Below are 18,070 nucleotides of genomic sequence, written 5' to 3'. Positions count from 1 at the left end.
AACACATCTGCGGGGATATCAGCAACATGGCGTTCAAGCAGGAGACCGTTGCCGCGATTTCTATCAGTTATATCGCCGAGAGCATCCGCAGGGCGGGTGAATATTCTGAGGATATTGCCGAGAACGTAATCAACTATATCGTCGAGGAAGACCGTTCCCTCCACCGGAAACCCGCAGGGAAATAATTTCCGTTGCCGGTTTTTTAAAACCCTTTACATAATGCGGGCTCTGGCACCCGGAGCCACGCGTTCATTCCTTTTTTGGGCAGGTGCAGGACGAATCACACTGGCTGCACCCTTCAAGGCAGGGCTCAATGTGGATGGTCACCTTTGCCCGGGGGTACTCCACGAGCAGGTCTGATTCAAGGTGATCGGCGAGATCGTGGGACCGGGTGACAGAGACCTCGCCGGGCACGACAAGGTGGAATTCGATAAAGATATCAGGGCCGGACCGGCGTGTCCTTAACCCATGGAACCCGGCGTATTCGCCTGCATGTTCACAGATGATCGCCGTTATGCGATCTTCGTCAGGCTTGGGAATGGAATGGTCGATGAGATCGGCAAACGATCGTTTCAGGAGATCGGCGGCGGCATTGAGGATCACGAGACCGACCCCGATGGCGATAAGAGGGTCGAGAACCGTGAGGCCGGTGAAATGGATCAAAATCAACCCCGCAAAAACCCCGAGCGACGTATAAATATCCGTCCGCAGGTGCCACGCATCGCTCTCAAGGGCGATGGACTCGGTCTCTTTTGCCACTTTCATGAGACGCGAGGAGACGTACCAGTTGGCGAGCACCGATATGCCCATCACCGCAATACCAAATGAGAGCAGCTCGGGTGAAAACTCCTGTTCCTGCCTCCCCAGCAGTCTGAGTACGGCTTCCGCGATAATGATGACAGCTGCAGCAACGATGAGCAGGGCCTCGATAAGCCCGGAGACATCCTCGAATTTCCCATGCCCGAATGAGTGGCCGGCATCAGGAGGCTCTGCGGATTTTTTCACCGAAAAATAGGCGATGACAGCGGCAAGCAGGTCCATGGAGGAGTGGATGGCCTCGGAGATAATGCTCACCGATCCGATGGCAAAGCCTACCCCGAATTTCATGAACACAAGGCCGGCATTGGAGATGACCGACAGGTGTGCGGTCCGCTCTTTTAACCGGTTGGCAGTCTCCCTGTCATCAGGAGTCGTGTTCATACCTGTAATCTCACCATATGCCCGTTGCAGGGGCCATCCTTCGCAAAAAAAGACCGGCGCCGGCCTCAGTGCCCGGTCTTTCCATAGACTTTTTCCGGGTCAAAAACCTTCTCTTCGATAATTTTCCCGTCCAAAGTCCTGAAAAAGCAGCTGCGGTACCCTGTATGGCAGGCGGCACCGGTCTGCTCAACCTCGTATATGAGGCAGTCCTCGTCGCAGTCCACGAGGATCTGCTCAACCTTCTGGAAATGCCCGCTCTCCTCGCCCTTCTTCCAGAGTTTTTTCCGGCTCCGGCTGTAGTAATGGGCATAGCCGGTCGTTTCGGTAAGGCGCACTGCCTCCTCGTTTGCATATGCCATCATCAGGACATTTCTGGTTTTTGCGTCCTGCACGATCACCGGGATCAGTCCTCCGTCAGGGAACCTGAGGGTGAGCACTCACGCACCCCCGGTGATGAGTGTCATAATCACGAGCAGGAAATCGCCACAGATAATAGCGGTGATAAGGCCGGCGGTGATCGGGAGGATGAACGGGACTGCATAGGAGATCCAGACATTACCTGCTTTTTTGTAGATCCCCAGTTCTTTTTCGTACTCTTCAGGGTGTTCCCGGAGATCCTTTGTGTAGACCCGGCCCTCCTCGGAACGCATCCGGCGCAGGGAATCCCAGAACCCGATAAATTTTCGCTCCACCGTGCCTTTTGTCTCGGTGAAGTCCTCCATCACAAAGCCCCATGAATCCTGTATCGTCTCTCCTTTCACCGGGAACCCGAAGAACATGTACTGGAGCGGGGCACGGTTTCCCTTCACGATGTTGATGATAAAAATCCCTGCCGGTGCCACCAGATTGAGGATCAGCGCGTTGATCAGTACCGAGAACGAGAGAAACCCGAGCGGCGGTGTATTCAGGAGGGGGGTGAACGGAAAAGTCGGGATGCAGAAGGCGATAAAGATGAGCGCCCACGCATCAGCGCCGCCAAAGAGGTGCATCTGTCCGAAAATGTAAAATACGCCGCAGAAGACGGCAGCAAGGGCGATATAGATGCCGGACACACCCCAGCTTCCGCCGCCAATCATATAGAAGGACGCAATGGCAAGGATGACGATGACCAGCACGAAATACCAGCGGCTTAGCACCTCTTCAATATTTGACTCCTTCTTGGCGTCTTTTCTAGCCTGTTTTGCCGTGGGTTTTTTTACGGGTTGTTTTTTGTATTCCCGGTAGGATACATACCCGAGGAGCCCGGCAAACAGCACGTACCAGGGAATGAGCTGGGTTTCGGATAATTTTCCCGTAGACAGGACCGGAATGATGAACCATGATAGGGCGGGAAGGGCCAGTACTGCCGCAAGGTACGGGAACCTGAACGGGGTTTCCGGGTCGCGGTTGTCGAGATAATCTGCATAAAAGAAACTGGCAATGAGGGTGAGGTAGCCGACGATCAGGCTAATATTGCCGGTCTGCTGGTAGAAGAGCACGATGGTCGCGGAGATCCCGACGACAAGCATCGGGTACCACGTCCTGAAAGGCACGCGACGGTCCCTGATATCCAGATACGATGCATAAACAAGGGTAACAAGAACCGCAACAGCGGAGATCACCATCGGGTAAAATATCATAAGCAGATTTACCGTTATATCTCCTACAACTTATGTATGGCGATTCCCGGTCAGGTGGCGATTGCGTTCGCAGGGGGGAGTAGTTGCCGGGATTCCTGTTCTGAAACCAGAAAAGAGATCAAATAACCATTTTCCCGCGTGAAGAGAACTCCGCAAATATATAATATACCGGTTGCGAATAAACGATTGAGAGTATTATAGAACAATTGTGTGGGAGAATTCCCGATATCCCGCCCCGGATTGCATCAAAGAGGATTGTTTTATGGATCAGCAGGAGCTTCTGGAAAATATCCTGAAAGGATCGAAATACCCGGGCACATTTTCCCTTGCTGAAACACTCACGTTTGCTGCTACCCGGCGCCTGAATGCGATTGCTGTGGCAAAAGAAGGGGACGGAAAGTATTACCTTGCCTTCTTGAACGGTGAACCCGAAGGGGCGCTCTATGTTGATGCCGAAGGGGCGCTTTTTGGTGACAAGGCAGTTGTCCATATCCGGGCAGGCCGGCAATATAGCATCTGCGAAGGAAACCCGGAGATTATCGATGCTTTTGTTATGGGATGCCGGATCTTTGAAAAAGAACACATCCGGATGAACAGTACCTGTTTTGTACCGGAGATCGGCAAAAAAAGTCAGGGAATCGGCGTAGTCACCCTGTCCGCCCGGCGGGAGAAGAATCCTCAGAACGGTGTGCGTGTTTCTCTCAGGAAAGAGGGAAAGATTGTGGGCAGCGATGTCACTACCGGGGCGGGGGAGGTCAGTTTCCGGGTGATGTACGGAGACTATACCTGCCTCGTCCAGGACCGGTCCCAGATGCTAACCCATTTTCAGATTACCTTTGATGAATCCCACCCATCCCATATCCTGGATCTTTGATGCCCAAAAAGGCAAAAAATGGCATTTTTACCGGATTTTTCTCTGAGTACCGACGACACCTGAATCCGGGATCAAGACAAAATCCTTTAATTGCATAATAGCAGAGTGATCGTTTATGAAGATTGGACGTGAAGACTTCGAGGCGCTGATCAGGGGAGAGAAGGATATCTCCCCCTATATCGAACTTGACCCGGTCGCAGGTTCCTACTCGGTTTTCGGGGTAAAAACGGCGAGCAACCCCAATTACCTGATCAAGGCAATCTACGAGATGTATGAGGCTAACCTCAATAAGAAACTAGCCGTGAAGGCGGTACGGAAGCTGTTCCGTTCGGTGGGGATGGGGTCCCTTGGCCTGTACAATCTCTTAAAAAAGTTCGGCATGGATCTGTCACCTGCCGACTTTCTCTTCCTGGTCTTCAAACTCCAGCACCAGCAGGGCTGGGGAGCGCCGTTCGAACTGGTGGAGCAGGGCGAAAAGAGGATCATCCTGCGCACAAAGCATACCTTTGAAGCGGAGATCCTAAAAGACTGGAAGATGCCGGTCTGTGGTGTCCACATGGGGTGGATCGAAGGGGTGATGATGGCCGTTACCGGCAAGAACTGGTACTGCCTTGAGCGCAGGTGCGTGGCAAACGGTGATGACTGCTGTGAATTTGTTGTCGACCAGGTAGATCCCAGCTGGAAGTTCAAGGCACAGGCCGTGGTCAAAGGCGATTCTGCCATAACCGAGTTCATCGAGCACAAGCCGGTGGAAGGGACAATCAAGCTGATCGATGATCCGGTGGTCATGATGCCCAGGTTCGTCTTCACGTCCATGATGAACTCCCTCAAAAAGACCATGGGTGAACTGCCGGCAGGCGGGGTGAACTATCGTGCCTATATGGATATGGGCAGGGAAAACGTCGAACACTACAAGAAAATGGGCATTACCCAGCCAAACACGCTCTCTGACATGGCATTCTCCTTCTATTCCCAGATGGGCTGGTTCCGTCTGGTGAAAAGCGAGTGGAACGAATCCAGAAAGGAAAAGACCATCACGCTCGAACACACGGTCGAATCCGAAGCGTTCGGGAACACGGGAAAGAACGTCTGCTACTGTACTGCCGGCCTTCTCTCCGGGATCATCGAAGGATCTTTTGGGATCAAAGTGCAAGGCCGTGAGATAAAATGCCGTTCGAAAGGCGACGAGTACTGTGTCTTTACCATCACCAACAAGGCTGAGTAAGCCGGTTTTATACCGCCTCTCAGCGGGGATACCTGTTGGCGTCCCCTCTTTTTCATGATCCATCTTCGTAGGGGAATCCCGGAAAAGATGCCCCCTAGTAAAATCCATCAGGCCTGTGCCGATCCTGATGAACAGGCAGACTGGCAAGCGGAAAAGATCTAAAACCACATCGTTTTTCGGGGATGTGTGACCATACAGGGAAAGACAAAGATTGTACGGCTGCTACGTACCGGATTTCTTCTTAAAGAGCGCTTTTGAAAACCGCTCGATAAAGCCTTCCCCGGGGACTCTGGCAGTTTCCTCCTTATAAGCGATGCCGGCAAGCTCTGATGCGATCCTCTGTATTGCTTTTGATGCGGGCGAATCCGGATATTTCACCACCATGGGAGTGCGTGCTGCTGCGGCCCGCCTTACATTGGGATCCTCCGGAATGATTCCGATGACTTTTACCCCGAGTGCTTTTTCCATTTTCCGGGATATGCTTTCGCTCCTGCTGGGATCCACGCGGTTGACAATCGTTCCGAGGACATGGCCTCCTACGACCTCTGTCAGGATCTTTGTCTTTAAGGCATCGACGATCGAAGAAAGGTCGGGATTGACAACCAGAATAACCTCATCTGCAACAGCGAGAGGAACAACGCCGTCCTTGCTGATCCCGGCTGGCGCATCGATCAGCAAAAACTCGCACCGTTTCACAATTTCTGACAAAACGTCACGGATCTTGTCCGGGTCGGCCTGCTGGAAGCCCTGCAACGAGATGCCGCTCGGGATCACCTTAAGTCCGGCCGGGCCCTGGTAGATCCCGTCGTCGATATTATTTTTTCCGGCAAGGATCTCATGGAGGGTTACCGGCGCATCCTGCAGTCCCAGTATCAGGCCGATGTTTGCCATGCCAATATCGGCATCCATGAGGTACGTCTCTTTTCCCAGCATGGCAAGCATCGTTCCCAGATTGACAGAAACGGTGGTTTTGCCGGTGCCTCCTTTTCCGGATGCAATCGTGTATACCCTGACCATCGGACACCTGTCATTCTGATTATGATACCGTATAACCGGACACGCAATGAAGTATTGTATTTATGTTTTTCATATCCGTGTTATATCCACCAGTTTAAAATATCTATTGTCTCGCATATCAGTTCTTGTCCGGGCTCCTGACGAGGCGGGTCTTTTGTCTTTGCAAACCCGACAAGGGACGACCCCTCATGCTCCACGCCAAACAGCATGATTCCGGGGGGCCGGATCCCGGGATTGTTAGTATAAATTTCACAGTACCGGCTGATGACATCAGCTGACGGTGCCCCCAGGGAAGAGGCCAGCAGCAGGCCGTCGGCGGTAGCGAGTGTAATCTCCTCCAGGGAATATTTTTCCGCGAGAGCTTCGAGACTCTCTGAAATATCTGCCTTGCCATGAATGCAGTCAATATCCTTTGGATGCAGAGCGGAGATAAAAACCGTACCGTGGGTGAACTCTTCCGTGGTGCCAACCGGGGATTTCTGAACGATGAGGGGAATCCGGATCCGGTCTGCAGAGATTTCGGCGGAGTTGCCTCTCGCAGTGGCCCGGATTTTTTTTATTGCAAGCCCTGCCACAATACAGATTGCGATCGCGATACCAGTACCAAGGATGAGCACAGTACCGTCAATACCAGTGATAATGGACATATCTCCGACCTCTTTTCGTTTAGTCCCGGTCCATCAGATGATCCAGATGAAACTGTTTTACCATTTTCTTGCAATCGTCCCTGATCTTATCTGTCATCCGGTCCAGATTCATGGAATCAAGCATATCGAGGTCGCTTTCAAAATCTGTCGGTTCGGTATCAGGTGCCGGAATCTCCCGTTCTCCTGAAACCGGTGCAGTTGCTGACCCGATCGACCCAGGAAGTTCGCTGGCAGGATTTTTGGTCCCTGTCTGCAGGCGGGGTGTTCTTTCCGGGGAGTGTGTCATAAGGGTTGACCTCTCTTCACCCGGGAAAAACAGGTTTGTTTTTGGGGCCGGGCCGGTTTTTTTCACTACTGGCTGGTGAGACGGAGGCACCGGTGGCTGGCACAATGGTTTCTGGGACGCCGGTGTGGTACTGCTGGTGTTTTTGATCTGTTCTGCCGGGTTGAACTCCAGGGAGAGCTGGATCTGCGCCTCGTTCAGCGTTGAGAGGGCAGCATCAATATCCCCGTCTGAGATGGAATAGAGAAGATGTTCGAGTGCAGCATCTCCCTTGAACGTGTCGGACTCCACAAGGATGCATCTTCCCGATTTCAGTACGAGGGTGCTGATATGATCCCGGTACGAGATGCTGCAGATCCCGGAGAACCCCCCCTGCTCGAGCTCTTTGAGGAGGTCTTCGGTTTTCTGGTTCTTTCTGATCTCGCGGAATGTCCCGCGGGGAAGTTGCATGATCTCTGTAATGATCGCATCCTTGTATATAGTTTCTTTTTTAGGAAGTCTCGGGCCAGCCTGATGAATAATTCTGACCCTTAAAAACTGGCGGAATTTCGGTTATTCTTATCAGGCTCATTTTGAAGGATAAAATTGTTTGCCAGATCGGATATAAAAGATAAAATCCGAAGTAAAACCAAAAACACAGCTGCGAATCCAGAAGATAGAAAAATGCACCAGTTTTTTGATTGGATGTACTTTGGCCACAATAAGATCAGGCAGTTCTATCGCGTTACCGGCGGGTCGTCGCAAACGACGGGAGCGGGCTGCTGGCAAAATCCCGGGGATATCTGAATGAATTTGTGTTTAGAATGCTGCAGGCAAAATAAGGGCTAAATAAGTATTGGTATTAATAAGTCTATTGTTTTTGTAACGGGATGAGTTGTGCTTGTTTTTTAGTTTTGAAGGATGAATCAGCATATCTCCCGGTCAAAGAAAACCAACATTTTAATAGGAAAAACGCAAGAGAGTCACATTTATTAAATGGTGAAAAGATGCTCAAACCTTTATTAGAGGAGTTCCTGAAGGTTGAAGGGGTTTCTGCTGCGGTCGTCGTAGGAAGAGACGGGTTCGTGATTGAAAGTGCGGTATCCGGCAAGGTTGATATCGAGGCGCTGGGTGCAATGGCATCAACCGGTCTCGGGACTTCCGAGGTGATGGGAACCACCTTGGGAAAAGGCGAGCTCTCCCAGATGCTTGTTGAGCTGGAGAAAGGTCCCATCATTCTTGCTCCTCTGTCAGCTGACGAATTGATTGCACTGGTTGCGGATACAACGGCCAATATCGGAAGGATTCGCTACGAATTAAAGAAAAACAAGGAACGTATCATCGCGGCTCTTTAGTTCCGCTCTATTTAAAATTATTTTTATGAAACTGCCGGCAGGAACAGAAGGAGGTGTCATTATAGACCCCCCAAAGGATGGCATACTTCAGTACCTGATGGAGTTTAAGGGAGCAATCGAGATTGATTCCGGAGGGGGGGAAGGTTTTATTCTCACGCGCAATGGTGAACTGCTTGCCGCGTATTTCAAGGATAAGCATGGCGAATACCGGGGTGCGTCTGCCCTCCGGCACATGATGGCCACACCTGATAATGATACCGTTCTGCAGCAGCAGAATTTTATCCTGAGAGCGTACGGAGATGAGGATTTTGCAGATGTGCTTGGGCACTGCACCCGGGACAGGCTGCTCATTGACGCCGCCCTTTCGGGAGATATGACCGTCTCCGCCCGGGAAGAGACCACCGATCTCCGCCGGCATACCTCCCCCCGCATCGATGAATCCACACTCACCAGGATTATACGACAACCCGGTGTTGTTGCAGTATCTGCATTTTATGAAGGTTTTCCGGTACTGTCTGCCGGGGAGGCGGATTTCGAGCATGTAGCAGCTCGTGCTGAGGATCTCCTGCGGGCCGGAACCACAATCGCACAGGATATGAACCTCGGGCAGCCAGACCAGCTGATCCTCGAAACGGCGGAGAACAAATTTATCATCGTACCCTGCGGAGATCTCTTCCTCTGCATCATTACCCGTGCAGATGCCCAGCTCGGCCTCATGCGGGTCCTGCTCAAGAGTATCCAGACCGATGTGAAGAGTGATGCATGATCGGGAAGGTGATATCCACTGTGCGGAGATATCCCTGGCTTCATTCCAGCAGACAGATGCAGTCCAGGATGCCAGAATCCATTATAAACCTACCAACACCCGTGATCAACCGGTGGGAGGATGTCCAGATTGAAATCACATGACGATGAGGCTCATGACGAAATAAGCGCCCTGATTAAAAAAATCCGGGGAACACATACGCCAAAAGATGCATCAACCGGCCCGGCAGCGTCGCCTTCGGAAAAGAAACCCGGGTTGGGCGTAACCGGGGATCTCTCTGCATTCATACAAACACCTGGCATGAATAAACCCGGAAACGCTTCCGGGGAAGCGCCGGAGAAGATTGTTACACCTAATCCGGCATCCCCCGTGGGTGCTGATGATTTCGAGGATCTGCTCGAGGATATCCCCCCACCAGAACCGGTTCCGCAGGCACCCGGCCTGAGCGGAAACGATGTGCCCGAAGTATCGGGAACGTTTCTGGCACAATCGGGGACCTCACCAGGCCCGGTTCCTCCCGCGACCGAAGAAAAATCCGTTCTGCCTGCTGCTGAACCTCCTCAGGAACCCATTGTCGAAATTCCTCAGGAAGATCCCCGTGAACACCGGACATCATCTCTTTTCAGGAAGCGTAAGGTTTTCCCGGGAGAAATACTACCAGAAGAACCCGACGAGACATCCGAAAGCGATGCGGAAGATCACATTATATCTGCCGATCAGATCTCCGAGCTCTCGGGGCTTATCCTCCCTAAAGGTGCGACATTCCAGATCGACGAGATCAGGCTTCAGGGAGGTATAAATGCCTTTGAGAGTCGCGGGATCGAACCCCTGCCACAGGAATTTGCGGAAATCTGGAAACGGGAATTCTCGACCGCAGGGTTCAAGGATCTCGATCTCGAAGATGAGATGCCTCTTGATCAGGAAAAGGTAAGTCCGGCTGAGACAAAGAAGTCCCGGTTTGCAGCGCTTTTCAGCGTTATGCGTTCGACACCCGTGGAATACGATCCCCGGACGCATGGCCCCCTGGTGGATCTTTCCTTTGATGAAAAACCGGGTATCGAAGAGATGGAGATGTACCCGGTCAATGAACCCTATGCATATGTCCGGATTATTTATGACCACTTTACGCATGAATATACGTATCAGGTTATCGAACCTGTTCTCTCCGAACCTGAAAAAGACCTTTTGAAGGAATTAAAAGAACGCCTCTTTGAAACGCTCGATATCAATACCAAGGATATATCCAAAGAAGAGGCGAGGCGCCAGCTCAGAAATTCGGTGGACGAGATTCTGGCAGATTTCGGGATCAAGCTCAGCCCGATCCAGCGTGAGAAGATCCTGTATGACATGCACAAAGACTTCCTTGGCGACGGCCTGATCGATGCGATCATGCATGACAAATATATCGAGGATATTTCCTGTGACGGTGTCAACACGCCAATATTTGCATTCCACGCCAGTTACGAATCGATGAAGACTACGCTGATGTACCACAATGCAGAGGAGCTCGATTCCTTTGTCACAAAACTCGCCCAGCGTGCCGGCAAGTATATCTCGATTGCAGAACCTATCCTCGATGCATCCATGAGTGATGGATCCCGTATCCAGATGACGCTCGGGCAGGAAGTAACCGCCCACGGCTCCACATTCACCATCCGTAAGTTCAAGGATGAGCCGATAACCCCGACAGATCTCATTGAATGGCATACGTTTGCCCCGCTTTCGGTTGCCTATATCTGGCTTGCCGTAGAGAACGGCAAATCCGCGATCTTTGCCGGGGGGACAGCATCCGGTAAGACCACGTCGTTAAACGCGATCTCCCTGTTCATTCCCCCGATGGCAAAGATCGTCAGCCTGGAAGACACCCGGGAAGTGAAGCTCCCCCATCCCAACTGGATCCCGAGTGTAACACGCGACTCGTTTGATACTGCGGGACGGGGGGAGATTAACATGTACGAGCTCCTGCGTGCTGCCATGCGACAGCGGCCTGAATATATCATCGTCGGCGAAGTCCGTGGCAAGGAGTGCCAGACACTCTTCCAGGCAATGAGCACCGGCCATGTCACGTACTCCACGATCCACGCGGATTCGGTAGCGAGTGTTGTCCACCGTATCGAGAACCCGCCTATGAATGTGCCACGGAACATGCTCTCGGCTCTCGATATTGTCTGCATCCAGGTACAGGCCCGGATGGGCGGCAAACGGGTCCGCCGGAACAAGCAGATCGTGGAGATTCTCGATATCGACCCACGGACCAACGAACTGATTACAAACGAGGTCTTCAGATGGCGGTCGGCAACTGATGAGATTACCTATTCGGGGAAGTCCTATATCCTTGAGGAGATCATGGAGGCCCGTGGCTGGAACGAAAACCGGATGAGGGAAGAACTCAAGCGCCGGCAGGAAGTGCTGGAGTGGATGCGCATCAGGAAGATCCGGCATTACAAGGACGTCGCAAAGATCCTCATCGAGTATTACCGGGAACCCGAAGTCGTTGTCGAACGTGTAAGGAAGGACCTGTATGAACAGCTTTGAGCGGTTCTGTTTCAATCTTCTCGGCATGCGGATGAAGGCAAAGCGGGAGCAGTATTTCCAGCTTCGCAACGACCTTATATCGGCCCGGCTTAAAACCACGTTTGAAGTTTATATTTCTACCGCCATTGTCAGTTCCATTTTTGTCGGCATCAGTGCCGCGATCGGACTGGGATTTTTAACCTGGTATTTTAAACTCCCCGACCTCATAAAATACAAGGGCGAGGTTCCGGAAACGGTCGTCTTTTTATCCCATTACAGTCTTGTCCTCGGGACTGTTTTTGTCATCATCTTCTCGCTTCTGGTCTTTGGCGGGATGACCTATGCAATACTCCTTGTGTACCCGTCGATTGTTGCCGGAAACCGGCGCCGGAATATCGATGCAACCCTGCCCTATGCCATCAATTATATCACCTCCATGTCGACTGCCGGTATTACCCCGGCAGAGATCTTCCGCCTGCTGGGGGACAGCCCCATCTACGGCGAAAGTTCCGTGGAAGCGCGGTATATCGCCCGGGAGATCGACATCTTCGGGAGGGACCTTATCGATGCGCTCAGGATTGTCTCTTCGAGCACTCCCTCCCGGCGGATGAAAGAGTTTTTGCAGGGTGCGATGGCCAGTATCTCCAGCGGCGGGAACCTCACGGACTATTTCCGTACCAAGGCAAACCAGTACGCGCTGGAGAACCGCCAGACCCAGAAACTGTTCCTTGATACGCTTGCACTGATCGCGGAATCGTATGTGACGGCAATGGTGGCCGGGACGCTTTTTCTGATCATTCTCCAGTCGATTATGTCAGTCCTTGGCGGAGATCCACGGCCGATGTTTCTCTATGTCATCATCTACCTCATGATCCCCTTCGGTACCGTGATGTTCATTATCATGATCAGTTCCATGACACCGGAGTCCTGATATGGCATTCAACGACAGATTCACGGGCATACTTGGAAAACAGGAGGATGTGCCTGCCCAACCGCTCACTCGCGCCGAGATGGATTCGGTGGAAAAAGAGCTTAATGATATTTCCACGAGACTTGAGGCTGAACGGAAGAGCCGGGAAGGGGTGGGGCGATTCTTCAAGCACCCGATCGCGGTTCTCACGGAACAACCCGTTAATATCCTCATAGTCTGCATCCCCCTCTCGCTGGTCGTCTTTATCGGCGGTTTTATCTCGATGGTAAAGATGTACGGTATCACCGTGCTCTTCACGTCGACAGTCATTGACGATTTTGCGGTTCTTGCGGTGCTTATTTCGATAATTCCCGTGGCTATCCTTGATTTCAGGGAGCAGAAGCGGATACAGAACCTTGAGGACGCACTCCCCAACTTCTTCCGCGATCTTGCCGGTATGAATGATTCCGGTATGACGCTTCCCAATGCGGTTCATCTTGTCGCCGGCGCTGAATACGGGACCCTCACTCCTCATATCCGGAAACTGGACAACGAGATGTCATGGGGTGTCGGTTTTGTCGAGGGCATGTATCGGTTCGGGAAGAATCTCGGGACGCCGCTTGCCGATAGGAGTGTCGATCTGATCGCAAAGGCCAGCAAGGCCGGGGGGGATATCAGTGAGGTTCTCCGTGCAGCTGCAAACGATACGTTCGAGGTGGTCAACCTTGCCCAGGAACGCCGGAACAATATGCTGATCTACGTGATCATCGTGATAGTCTCGTTTACGGTATTCCTCTTTGTCATCGCAGTTCTCGTGAGTTCCTTTTTGAGTACCATGGCGACGGCGGGCACAGCGGCACAGATGACGGCAGCGAGCAGCAAGTTCATGTCGCGAATCGACCTCCCTGCATACAAACGGCTGTTTTCCCATGCAGCGATGATCCAGGGTTTTTTCTCTGGTCTCTGCGCCGGTCAGATGGGTGAAGGGCGGGTTGTTGCCGGTCTCAAATATGCGGCGATCATGCTGATCGTATCGTGGGTCGTATTCCGCTTCTTCATCTGATCTTTTTTTCTGTTGTCTGTGAACCGTCTTTTCCTTTTGCAGTATGCTGCATTACGAGAAGGCGATTCCGCTGGCAAACTTGCAAAAGATACCGGCCGGCTCGCAAATGAGGTGACGGGTACGCCGGAGTGGATCAAAAAGAAAAGGGATGCCGGTATGCACCATTCAGGAGATATTTTCAGTGCTGTAACCTTTCATGGAGAGAAGTTCTTTTACCCGGTCGCGGTGGTTGCCCTGGAGTTCGATTGAGTTCCCTTTTACTGTTCCGCCGCAGGCAAGTTTTCCTTTCAAGAATTTTGAAAGATCTTCGAGGTCAATATCCGTCGGATCGAGACCTTCAATAACGGTGACCTCTTTTCCGTATCGGCGTTTGTTGACTTTGACATTGATCCTCTGCTGTTCCTTTGCTACTTCTTCACAGATACAAAGTTCCCTGGGAAGTCCACACGTCGGGCAAATGCCACCAATCATTACAGCTATTTTTAAGTTCTGGTTATTTATTACTTGGCATTGTCGGGAAAGTATAACGCTTTTCCTTGGAGGTTTCCCGCACGCATCCGTTTTATGTGCGGGCATTCAAATGAATGAGTATGCCGCTCATGGTCGTAGGGACTTCGTCGCATGTGGGAAAGAGCGTAACGGTGGCTGCGATCTGCCGGTGCCTGGTGCGCCGGGGGATACGCGTGGCGCCGTTCAAGTCCCAGAACATGAGCCTGAACTCGTTTGTTACCGCTGATGGCGGTGAAATTGGAATAGCACAGGCGATGCAGGCCTGGGCTTCACGGCTTTCTCCCACAACTGACATGAACCCGGTGCTCCTTAAGCCCAAGGGGGACCGTGTTTCGCAGGTGGTGCTTTTCGGCCACCCATATAAGGATGTCCCGATTGCAGACTACTATGCGGAAACACCCTACCTTCTCACGGAAGCAGTGGCAGCATTCCACCGGCTCATGCAGGAGTACGGGCAGGTTGTCGTCGAGGGTGCGGGGGGCGCAGCCGAAGTCAACCTGTATGACCGTGATATTGCAAATACGCTGCTTGCAGAGAATCTCAAAATTCCCCTTGTTCTTGTCGCTGATATCGAGAGGGGCGGGGTGTTTGCCCAGATTTATGGTACCCTGAAACTGTTGCCTGAAGCGGTACGGCCGCTCGTGCGGGGCATTATCATCAATAAGTTCAGGGGCGATCCGGCCATCTTTGCCTCCGGAATAACCATTATCGAGAATCTCACCGGGATACCGGTGCTCGGCGTCGTACCGTATTTTTCGATCCCGATTCCAAGCGAGGATTCCCTGTCGATTGCGGACAAGGTGCACCGGGATCTCCCGGTCCGGATTGCGGTAATCCGTCTTCCCCATGTCTCCAATTTCACGGACTTCGAACTGCTCGAACAGTATGCATCGGTCGAGTACGTGCCCTGTGGTGCATCGCTCGCCGGCTATGACTGCATCGTAATCCCCGGCACCAAGAACACGATAGAGGATCTTGCCGTGCTAAGGGAGAGCGGCACGGATCGCGAACTGGTGGCTGCACAGGAAAGCGGTATTCCGGTTATAGGTATCTGCGGGGGATACCAGATGCTTGGGAAAACCCTCATAGATGAAGGTTTTGAGTCCGCAGCAGGTGTCTATCCCGGGCTTGGCCTGCTTGATTGTACTACCCGGTTTGCCGCATATGCCAAGAATACCACTCAGGTACGGCGCCGGGCAGAGGCGGTACCCCCGATCCTCTCATCCATGGGCGAGGTAACAGGTTACGAGATCCACATGGGGGTGACAGAACCGGGCACTGATCGGGAAGCATTCTGCGGGGACGGCCGGGTGAGCGAAGATGGCCTTGTCTTTGGCACCTACATGCACGGTCTCTTCCTCAACCCGTCCGCTGCAAATGCGCTTCTTTCCTTCCTGTCTGCAAAAAAAGGATTGCCGTTTACCCCAATTCCGTCTGAAAGCGCCGATCCCTATGAGTCCCTTGCCTGCGTGTTCGAAAAGTATGTCAACATGGAAGCAATCATAGCTCTTACGAAGGAATAATCCGGGCAGATGCCGGCAGAGCAGGGGACGAACCCACCGGCCCCTTACCCAGTATACACCGGTTCCGGCGGTTTCCTTTGCTCTTCCCTCACCCGATGAGGCTTGTGATGCTGTGGAACCCCTCGCTCTGCCGGTCCGCACACCGGACTGCCTGCACGGCAGAGAGATCCACCTCCCCGGTTACCCTGCACTTCACGCAGTAGGCCAGTGACGGAGATTTCACGTACTGGCCTTTTGCCTTAAACTCCCGGCAGTGGATACAGAGCCGGCAATGGCCGACCGGTTCACGTTTATCCGGCAAGCACTGCACGGTGCCTCCTGCAACGTCCAGTTCCCGGTACGTATCAGATCCCAACCACAATCGCCCCTTCTATCAGAATATCTCGGGCACTATACTTAAAACAATTCAACGACAAAATCAGATCTATGAAGGTATGTATCATGTGCGGGGGCGAAGGAACGCGCCTGCGCCCCCTCACATTTGAACGTCCAAAGCCCTGTATCCCTATTGTTAACCGCCCATCCATCCAGCATCTTGTTTCACATCTCTCCAACCTGGGATTCCGTGAAGTGGTGATGACCCTCGGGTACATGGGAAAGGATATCGAGGCAGCGCTTGGCGATGGCTCTCTCTTTGGCGTCGATATTACCTATGTCCACGAGAAGACCAAACTCGGCACGGCCGGCAGCGTGAGAAACGCAAAGAAGCATCTTGACGGTCAGGATTTTCTCGTTGTCGGTGGTGATCATGTGACCGACCTGAATGTCCTTGAATTCTACCGTGTCCACCAGAAAGAGAAGGCGATAACCTCTATCGGGCTTATCTCGATCGATGACCCCGGGGAATACGGTATTGCCGAAATCGATGTTAATTACGAGATAAAGCGGTTCAAGGAAAAGCCCGCGCCTGGTGAAATATTCTCAAATCTCGCAAGCACCGGCATGTATGTCTGTGATCCGGAGGTCTTCGATCATATCCCGGCAGGAAAGAAGTTTGATTTTGCACGGGATCTCTTCCCGCACCTGATGGAAGAGGGAAAAACCCTCAAGGGATGGCTCGCCCGCGGGAATTGGACCGACGTGGGCAGCCCGCACTCGCTGCGACAGGCGGAGCGGTGGAAACTGCAGGACATCGCAATCACCGATATCATCGGCGATCTCTCCATGCACGGCGCCCGGGTGCAGGGCCCGGTACAGCTTGGCGACTCGATCACGCTGGGAAAAAATACCCGGGTTATCGGGCCGGTGGCGATCGGATCGGGAACGACTATAGGGAGCAACGTGCTGATCGGCCCCTACACCAGCATCGGCGATCGCTGTATTATCCGGAACAATGCAAAGATATTCTCATCCTCGCTCTACAACCGGGCTATTATCGGGGCAAATACCACAATCTCCGGGAGCATCATCGACAACGACACCCATATCGGGGAAAGGTGCAGCATCGAGAACGATACCGTGATCGGCCCCAGGGTCGTCCTGCGCAACAACGTGGTGGTCCATTCAAAGACCCGGGTCTGGCCCGAGGTTGTAGTTCCCGAGGGAACTATTGTAAAGGAGCACATCCTGAATGATAAGTTCGATCTCCGGTGCGAAGGGTCGTAAAAACTGATATCTTTTTTATTTATGGCCTTTTTACGAGCCGGTGTGTAATTGCGACAAGCGGGTGACGGGCATAATCCAGCACCTGCACGTCATCGAGCGTTTTCAGGTTCATCGTGTTTGCGGTCCGCTCCATACCAAGCTCGATATCATCGCTGATCTCGATGATATACGCGTCAAGGGCCGTGATGCCCAGCCTCTTTGCGGCAATTGCACGGTGATGGCCGTCCACCAGGATCGTCCGGCCCGGCCGGCGCACGACAATGATTGGCTCGGCAAGCCCCTTTTTGATCTCATAGATCCGTCCTTCGAGTTCGTCCTCGTAGATCTTGGACTGCGTGGGGAGCAGATCTTTTATGGGAACAATTCCCCGGTTGAGCGCGGGATCGACCCCATAGAGTTTTTTGAGCGTTGTCATGAAATTGAAGACTTTTTCCGGGGAAACATGCTCGATCTGCGAGCGGATAACATCGGAGTTGGAGATGATCCCGAGCAGGTGGTTTTTCTCATCCACGACCGGGAGTTTCTGGATGCCGCTCCTGAAGATCACCCGTGCGGCATCCGTGATATCCATCTCGGGATCGGCAACAATCAGTTCGCCGGACATAGCCTGCCCGATGGTTTCGCCCGGCTTTACAAAGAGCAGGTCCCGTGCGGCGATGTACCCGACGACTGCGTCCCCATCGAGCACCGGGAAACCGTCGTGCTTGGTTTGCTGGATCTTTTCTATAACCGATTCCACGGTACCATGGAGATCCACGCTGACAACGTCATAGGTCATATAGTCCTTGACCTTTTTTTTGTCCATCCGTACAGCTTCCGGCGCCCGTGACTTTAAATGAATCGGTAAGGGAAGTTCTGCTCTGTAGAAATCCTATCCAAAACAGACGGTACCAATGACCGAAAGATCTAAGGTACATTGTCTCCTTACATTCGATTGTGAGTCCAAAAAGCAAGGAGACAACTAAAAGATTAGCGAGCCG

General features: G+C 52.5%; 18 protein-coding genes and 1 pseudogene. 10 read left to right on the top strand and 9 right to left on the bottom strand.

Going from position 1 to position 18,070, the window contains the following annotated elements; all coding sequences use genetic code 11:
• Nucleotides 1–185 (top strand): annotated as a pseudogene (locus ACLQMU_RS06935) (phosphate uptake regulator PhoU); the annotation flags it as partial.
• Nucleotides 186–249: 64 nt separating this feature from the next.
• On the opposite strand, the gene ACLQMU_RS06930 reads toward ACLQMU_RS06935, so the two are convergent.
• From ACLQMU_RS06930 to ACLQMU_RS06920, 3 genes are all read right to left on the bottom strand, one after another.
• Complete coding sequence (locus ACLQMU_RS06930) at nucleotides 250–1,200, bottom strand: cation diffusion facilitator family transporter (protein WP_424040769.1); 951 nt, start codon at nucleotides 1,198–1,200, stop codon at nucleotides 250–252.
• Nucleotides 1,201–1,265: 65 nt separating this feature from the next.
• Nucleotides 1,266–1,637, bottom strand: coding sequence for a phosphoribosyl-AMP cyclohydrolase (hisI, locus tag ACLQMU_RS06925; RefSeq protein WP_422150434.1), 372 nt, complete (start codon nucleotides 1,635–1,637; stop codon nucleotides 1,266–1,268).
• Complete coding sequence (locus tag ACLQMU_RS06920; protein ID WP_424040768.1) at nucleotides 1,638–2,804, bottom strand: A24 family peptidase C-terminal domain-containing protein; 1,167 nt, start codon at nucleotides 2,802–2,804, stop codon at nucleotides 1,638–1,640. It lies immediately after the preceding gene.
• A gap of 277 nt (nucleotides 2,805–3,081) precedes the next feature.
• On the opposite strand from ACLQMU_RS06920, the gene ACLQMU_RS06915 reads away from it, so the two are divergent.
• Together ACLQMU_RS06915 and ACLQMU_RS06910 are read left to right on the top strand one after the other, a co-directional pair.
• Entirely contained in the window at nucleotides 3,082–3,693 is a 612-nt protein-coding gene (locus ACLQMU_RS06915; RefSeq protein ID WP_424040767.1) for a hypothetical protein, read from the top strand.
• Between the two features lie 115 nt (nucleotides 3,694–3,808).
• Nucleotides 3,809–4,918 (top strand): V4R domain-containing protein, encoded by a 1,110-nt coding sequence (locus ACLQMU_RS06910; protein WP_424040765.1) that lies wholly within the window; start codon nucleotides 3,809–3,811, stop codon nucleotides 4,916–4,918.
• 222 nt (nucleotides 4,919–5,140) lie between these two features.
• Here the strand turns inward: ACLQMU_RS06910 and minD are convergent, their stop codons facing one another.
• From minD to ACLQMU_RS06895, 3 genes are all read right to left on the bottom strand, one after another.
• Nucleotides 5,141–5,935 carry a cell division ATPase MinD gene (gene minD, locus ACLQMU_RS06905; RefSeq protein WP_422150317.1) on the bottom strand — a complete coding sequence of 265 codons (795 nt, stop codon included), beginning with the start codon at nucleotides 5,933–5,935 and terminating at the stop codon, nucleotides 5,141–5,143.
• 80 nt (nucleotides 5,936–6,015) lie between these two features.
• A complete protein-coding gene (locus tag ACLQMU_RS06900; protein ID WP_422150316.1) occupies nucleotides 6,016–6,582 on the bottom strand; it encodes a hypothetical protein in 567 nt (188 codons plus the stop codon).
• 19 nt (nucleotides 6,583–6,601) lie between these two features.
• Nucleotides 6,602–7,315, bottom strand: a complete 714-nt coding sequence (locus ACLQMU_RS06895; protein ID WP_422150315.1) for a hypothetical protein — start codon at nucleotides 7,313–7,315, stop codon at nucleotides 6,602–6,604.
• A 536-nt stretch (nucleotides 7,316–7,851) separates the two neighbouring features.
• Between ACLQMU_RS06895 and ACLQMU_RS06890 the strand changes: the two genes are divergently transcribed.
• From ACLQMU_RS06890 to ACLQMU_RS06870, 5 genes are all read left to right on the top strand, one after another.
• Nucleotides 7,852–8,199, top strand: coding sequence for a roadblock/LC7 domain-containing protein (locus ACLQMU_RS06890; RefSeq protein WP_422150314.1), 348 nt, complete (start codon nucleotides 7,852–7,854; stop codon nucleotides 8,197–8,199).
• A gap of 25 nt (nucleotides 8,200–8,224) precedes the next feature.
• Nucleotides 8,225–8,965, top strand: a complete 741-nt coding sequence (locus tag ACLQMU_RS06885; RefSeq protein WP_422150313.1) for a roadblock/LC7 domain-containing protein — start codon at nucleotides 8,225–8,227, stop codon at nucleotides 8,963–8,965.
• A gap of 120 nt (nucleotides 8,966–9,085) precedes the next feature.
• Nucleotides 9,086–11,500 (top strand): type II/IV secretion system ATPase subunit, encoded by a 2,415-nt coding sequence (locus tag ACLQMU_RS06880; RefSeq protein WP_422150312.1) that lies wholly within the window; start codon nucleotides 9,086–9,088, stop codon nucleotides 11,498–11,500.
• Nucleotides 11,487–12,410: a type II secretion system F family protein gene (locus tag ACLQMU_RS06875; protein ID WP_422150311.1), complete on the top strand. Its 924-nt coding sequence runs from the start codon at nucleotides 11,487–11,489 to the stop codon at nucleotides 12,408–12,410. Before ACLQMU_RS06880 ends, ACLQMU_RS06875 begins: the two co-directional genes overlap by 14 nt.
• Before the next feature lies 1 nt (nucleotide 12,411).
• The gene (locus tag ACLQMU_RS06870; RefSeq protein ID WP_424038975.1) at nucleotides 12,412–13,452 is read left to right on the top strand and encodes a type II secretion system F family protein; all 1,041 of its coding nucleotides are present in this window, start codon (nucleotides 12,412–12,414) and stop codon (nucleotides 13,450–13,452) included.
• Between the two features lie 165 nt (nucleotides 13,453–13,617).
• On the opposite strand, the gene yciH is transcribed toward ACLQMU_RS06870, so the two are convergent.
• On the bottom strand, nucleotides 13,618–13,923 hold the full coding sequence (gene yciH / locus ACLQMU_RS06865) for a stress response translation initiation inhibitor YciH (RefSeq protein WP_443673627.1): 306 nt from the start codon (nucleotides 13,921–13,923) through the stop codon (nucleotides 13,618–13,620).
• A 119-nt stretch (nucleotides 13,924–14,042) separates the two neighbouring features.
• Here yciH and ACLQMU_RS06860 point away from each other — a divergent pair, with 119 nt between their 5' ends.
• Nucleotides 14,043–15,485, top strand: coding sequence for a cobyric acid synthase (locus ACLQMU_RS06860; RefSeq protein ID WP_424040501.1), 1,443 nt, complete (start codon nucleotides 14,043–14,045; stop codon nucleotides 15,483–15,485).
• 88 nt (nucleotides 15,486–15,573) lie between these two features.
• Here ACLQMU_RS06860 and ACLQMU_RS06855 read toward each other — a convergent pair whose 3' ends face one another.
• Complete coding sequence (locus tag ACLQMU_RS06855; protein WP_422150307.1) at nucleotides 15,574–15,840, bottom strand: hypothetical protein; 267 nt, start codon at nucleotides 15,838–15,840, stop codon at nucleotides 15,574–15,576.
• A gap of 71 nt (nucleotides 15,841–15,911) precedes the next feature.
• On the opposite strand from ACLQMU_RS06855, the gene ACLQMU_RS06850 reads away from it, so the two are divergent.
• Complete coding sequence (locus ACLQMU_RS06850; protein WP_422150306.1) at nucleotides 15,912–17,090, top strand: sugar phosphate nucleotidyltransferase; 1,179 nt, start codon at nucleotides 15,912–15,914, stop codon at nucleotides 17,088–17,090.
• Between the two features lie 19 nt (nucleotides 17,091–17,109).
• Here ACLQMU_RS06850 and ACLQMU_RS06845 read toward each other — a convergent pair whose 3' ends face one another.
• A complete protein-coding gene (locus tag ACLQMU_RS06845) occupies nucleotides 17,110–17,895 on the bottom strand; it encodes a CBS domain-containing ParB/RepB/Spo0J family partition protein (protein WP_422150305.1) in 786 nt (261 codons plus the stop codon).
• Nucleotides 17,896–18,070: the final 175 nt, after the last annotated feature.

Origin of the sequence: Methanoregula sp., assembly GCF_052325125.1 — an archaeon.
Classification (GTDB): domain Archaea; phylum Halobacteriota; class Methanomicrobia; order Methanomicrobiales; family Methanospirillaceae; genus Methanoregula.
Note: the sequence above shows the minus strand (reverse complement) of the source record. Positions and strands in the feature narration are given on the sequence as shown.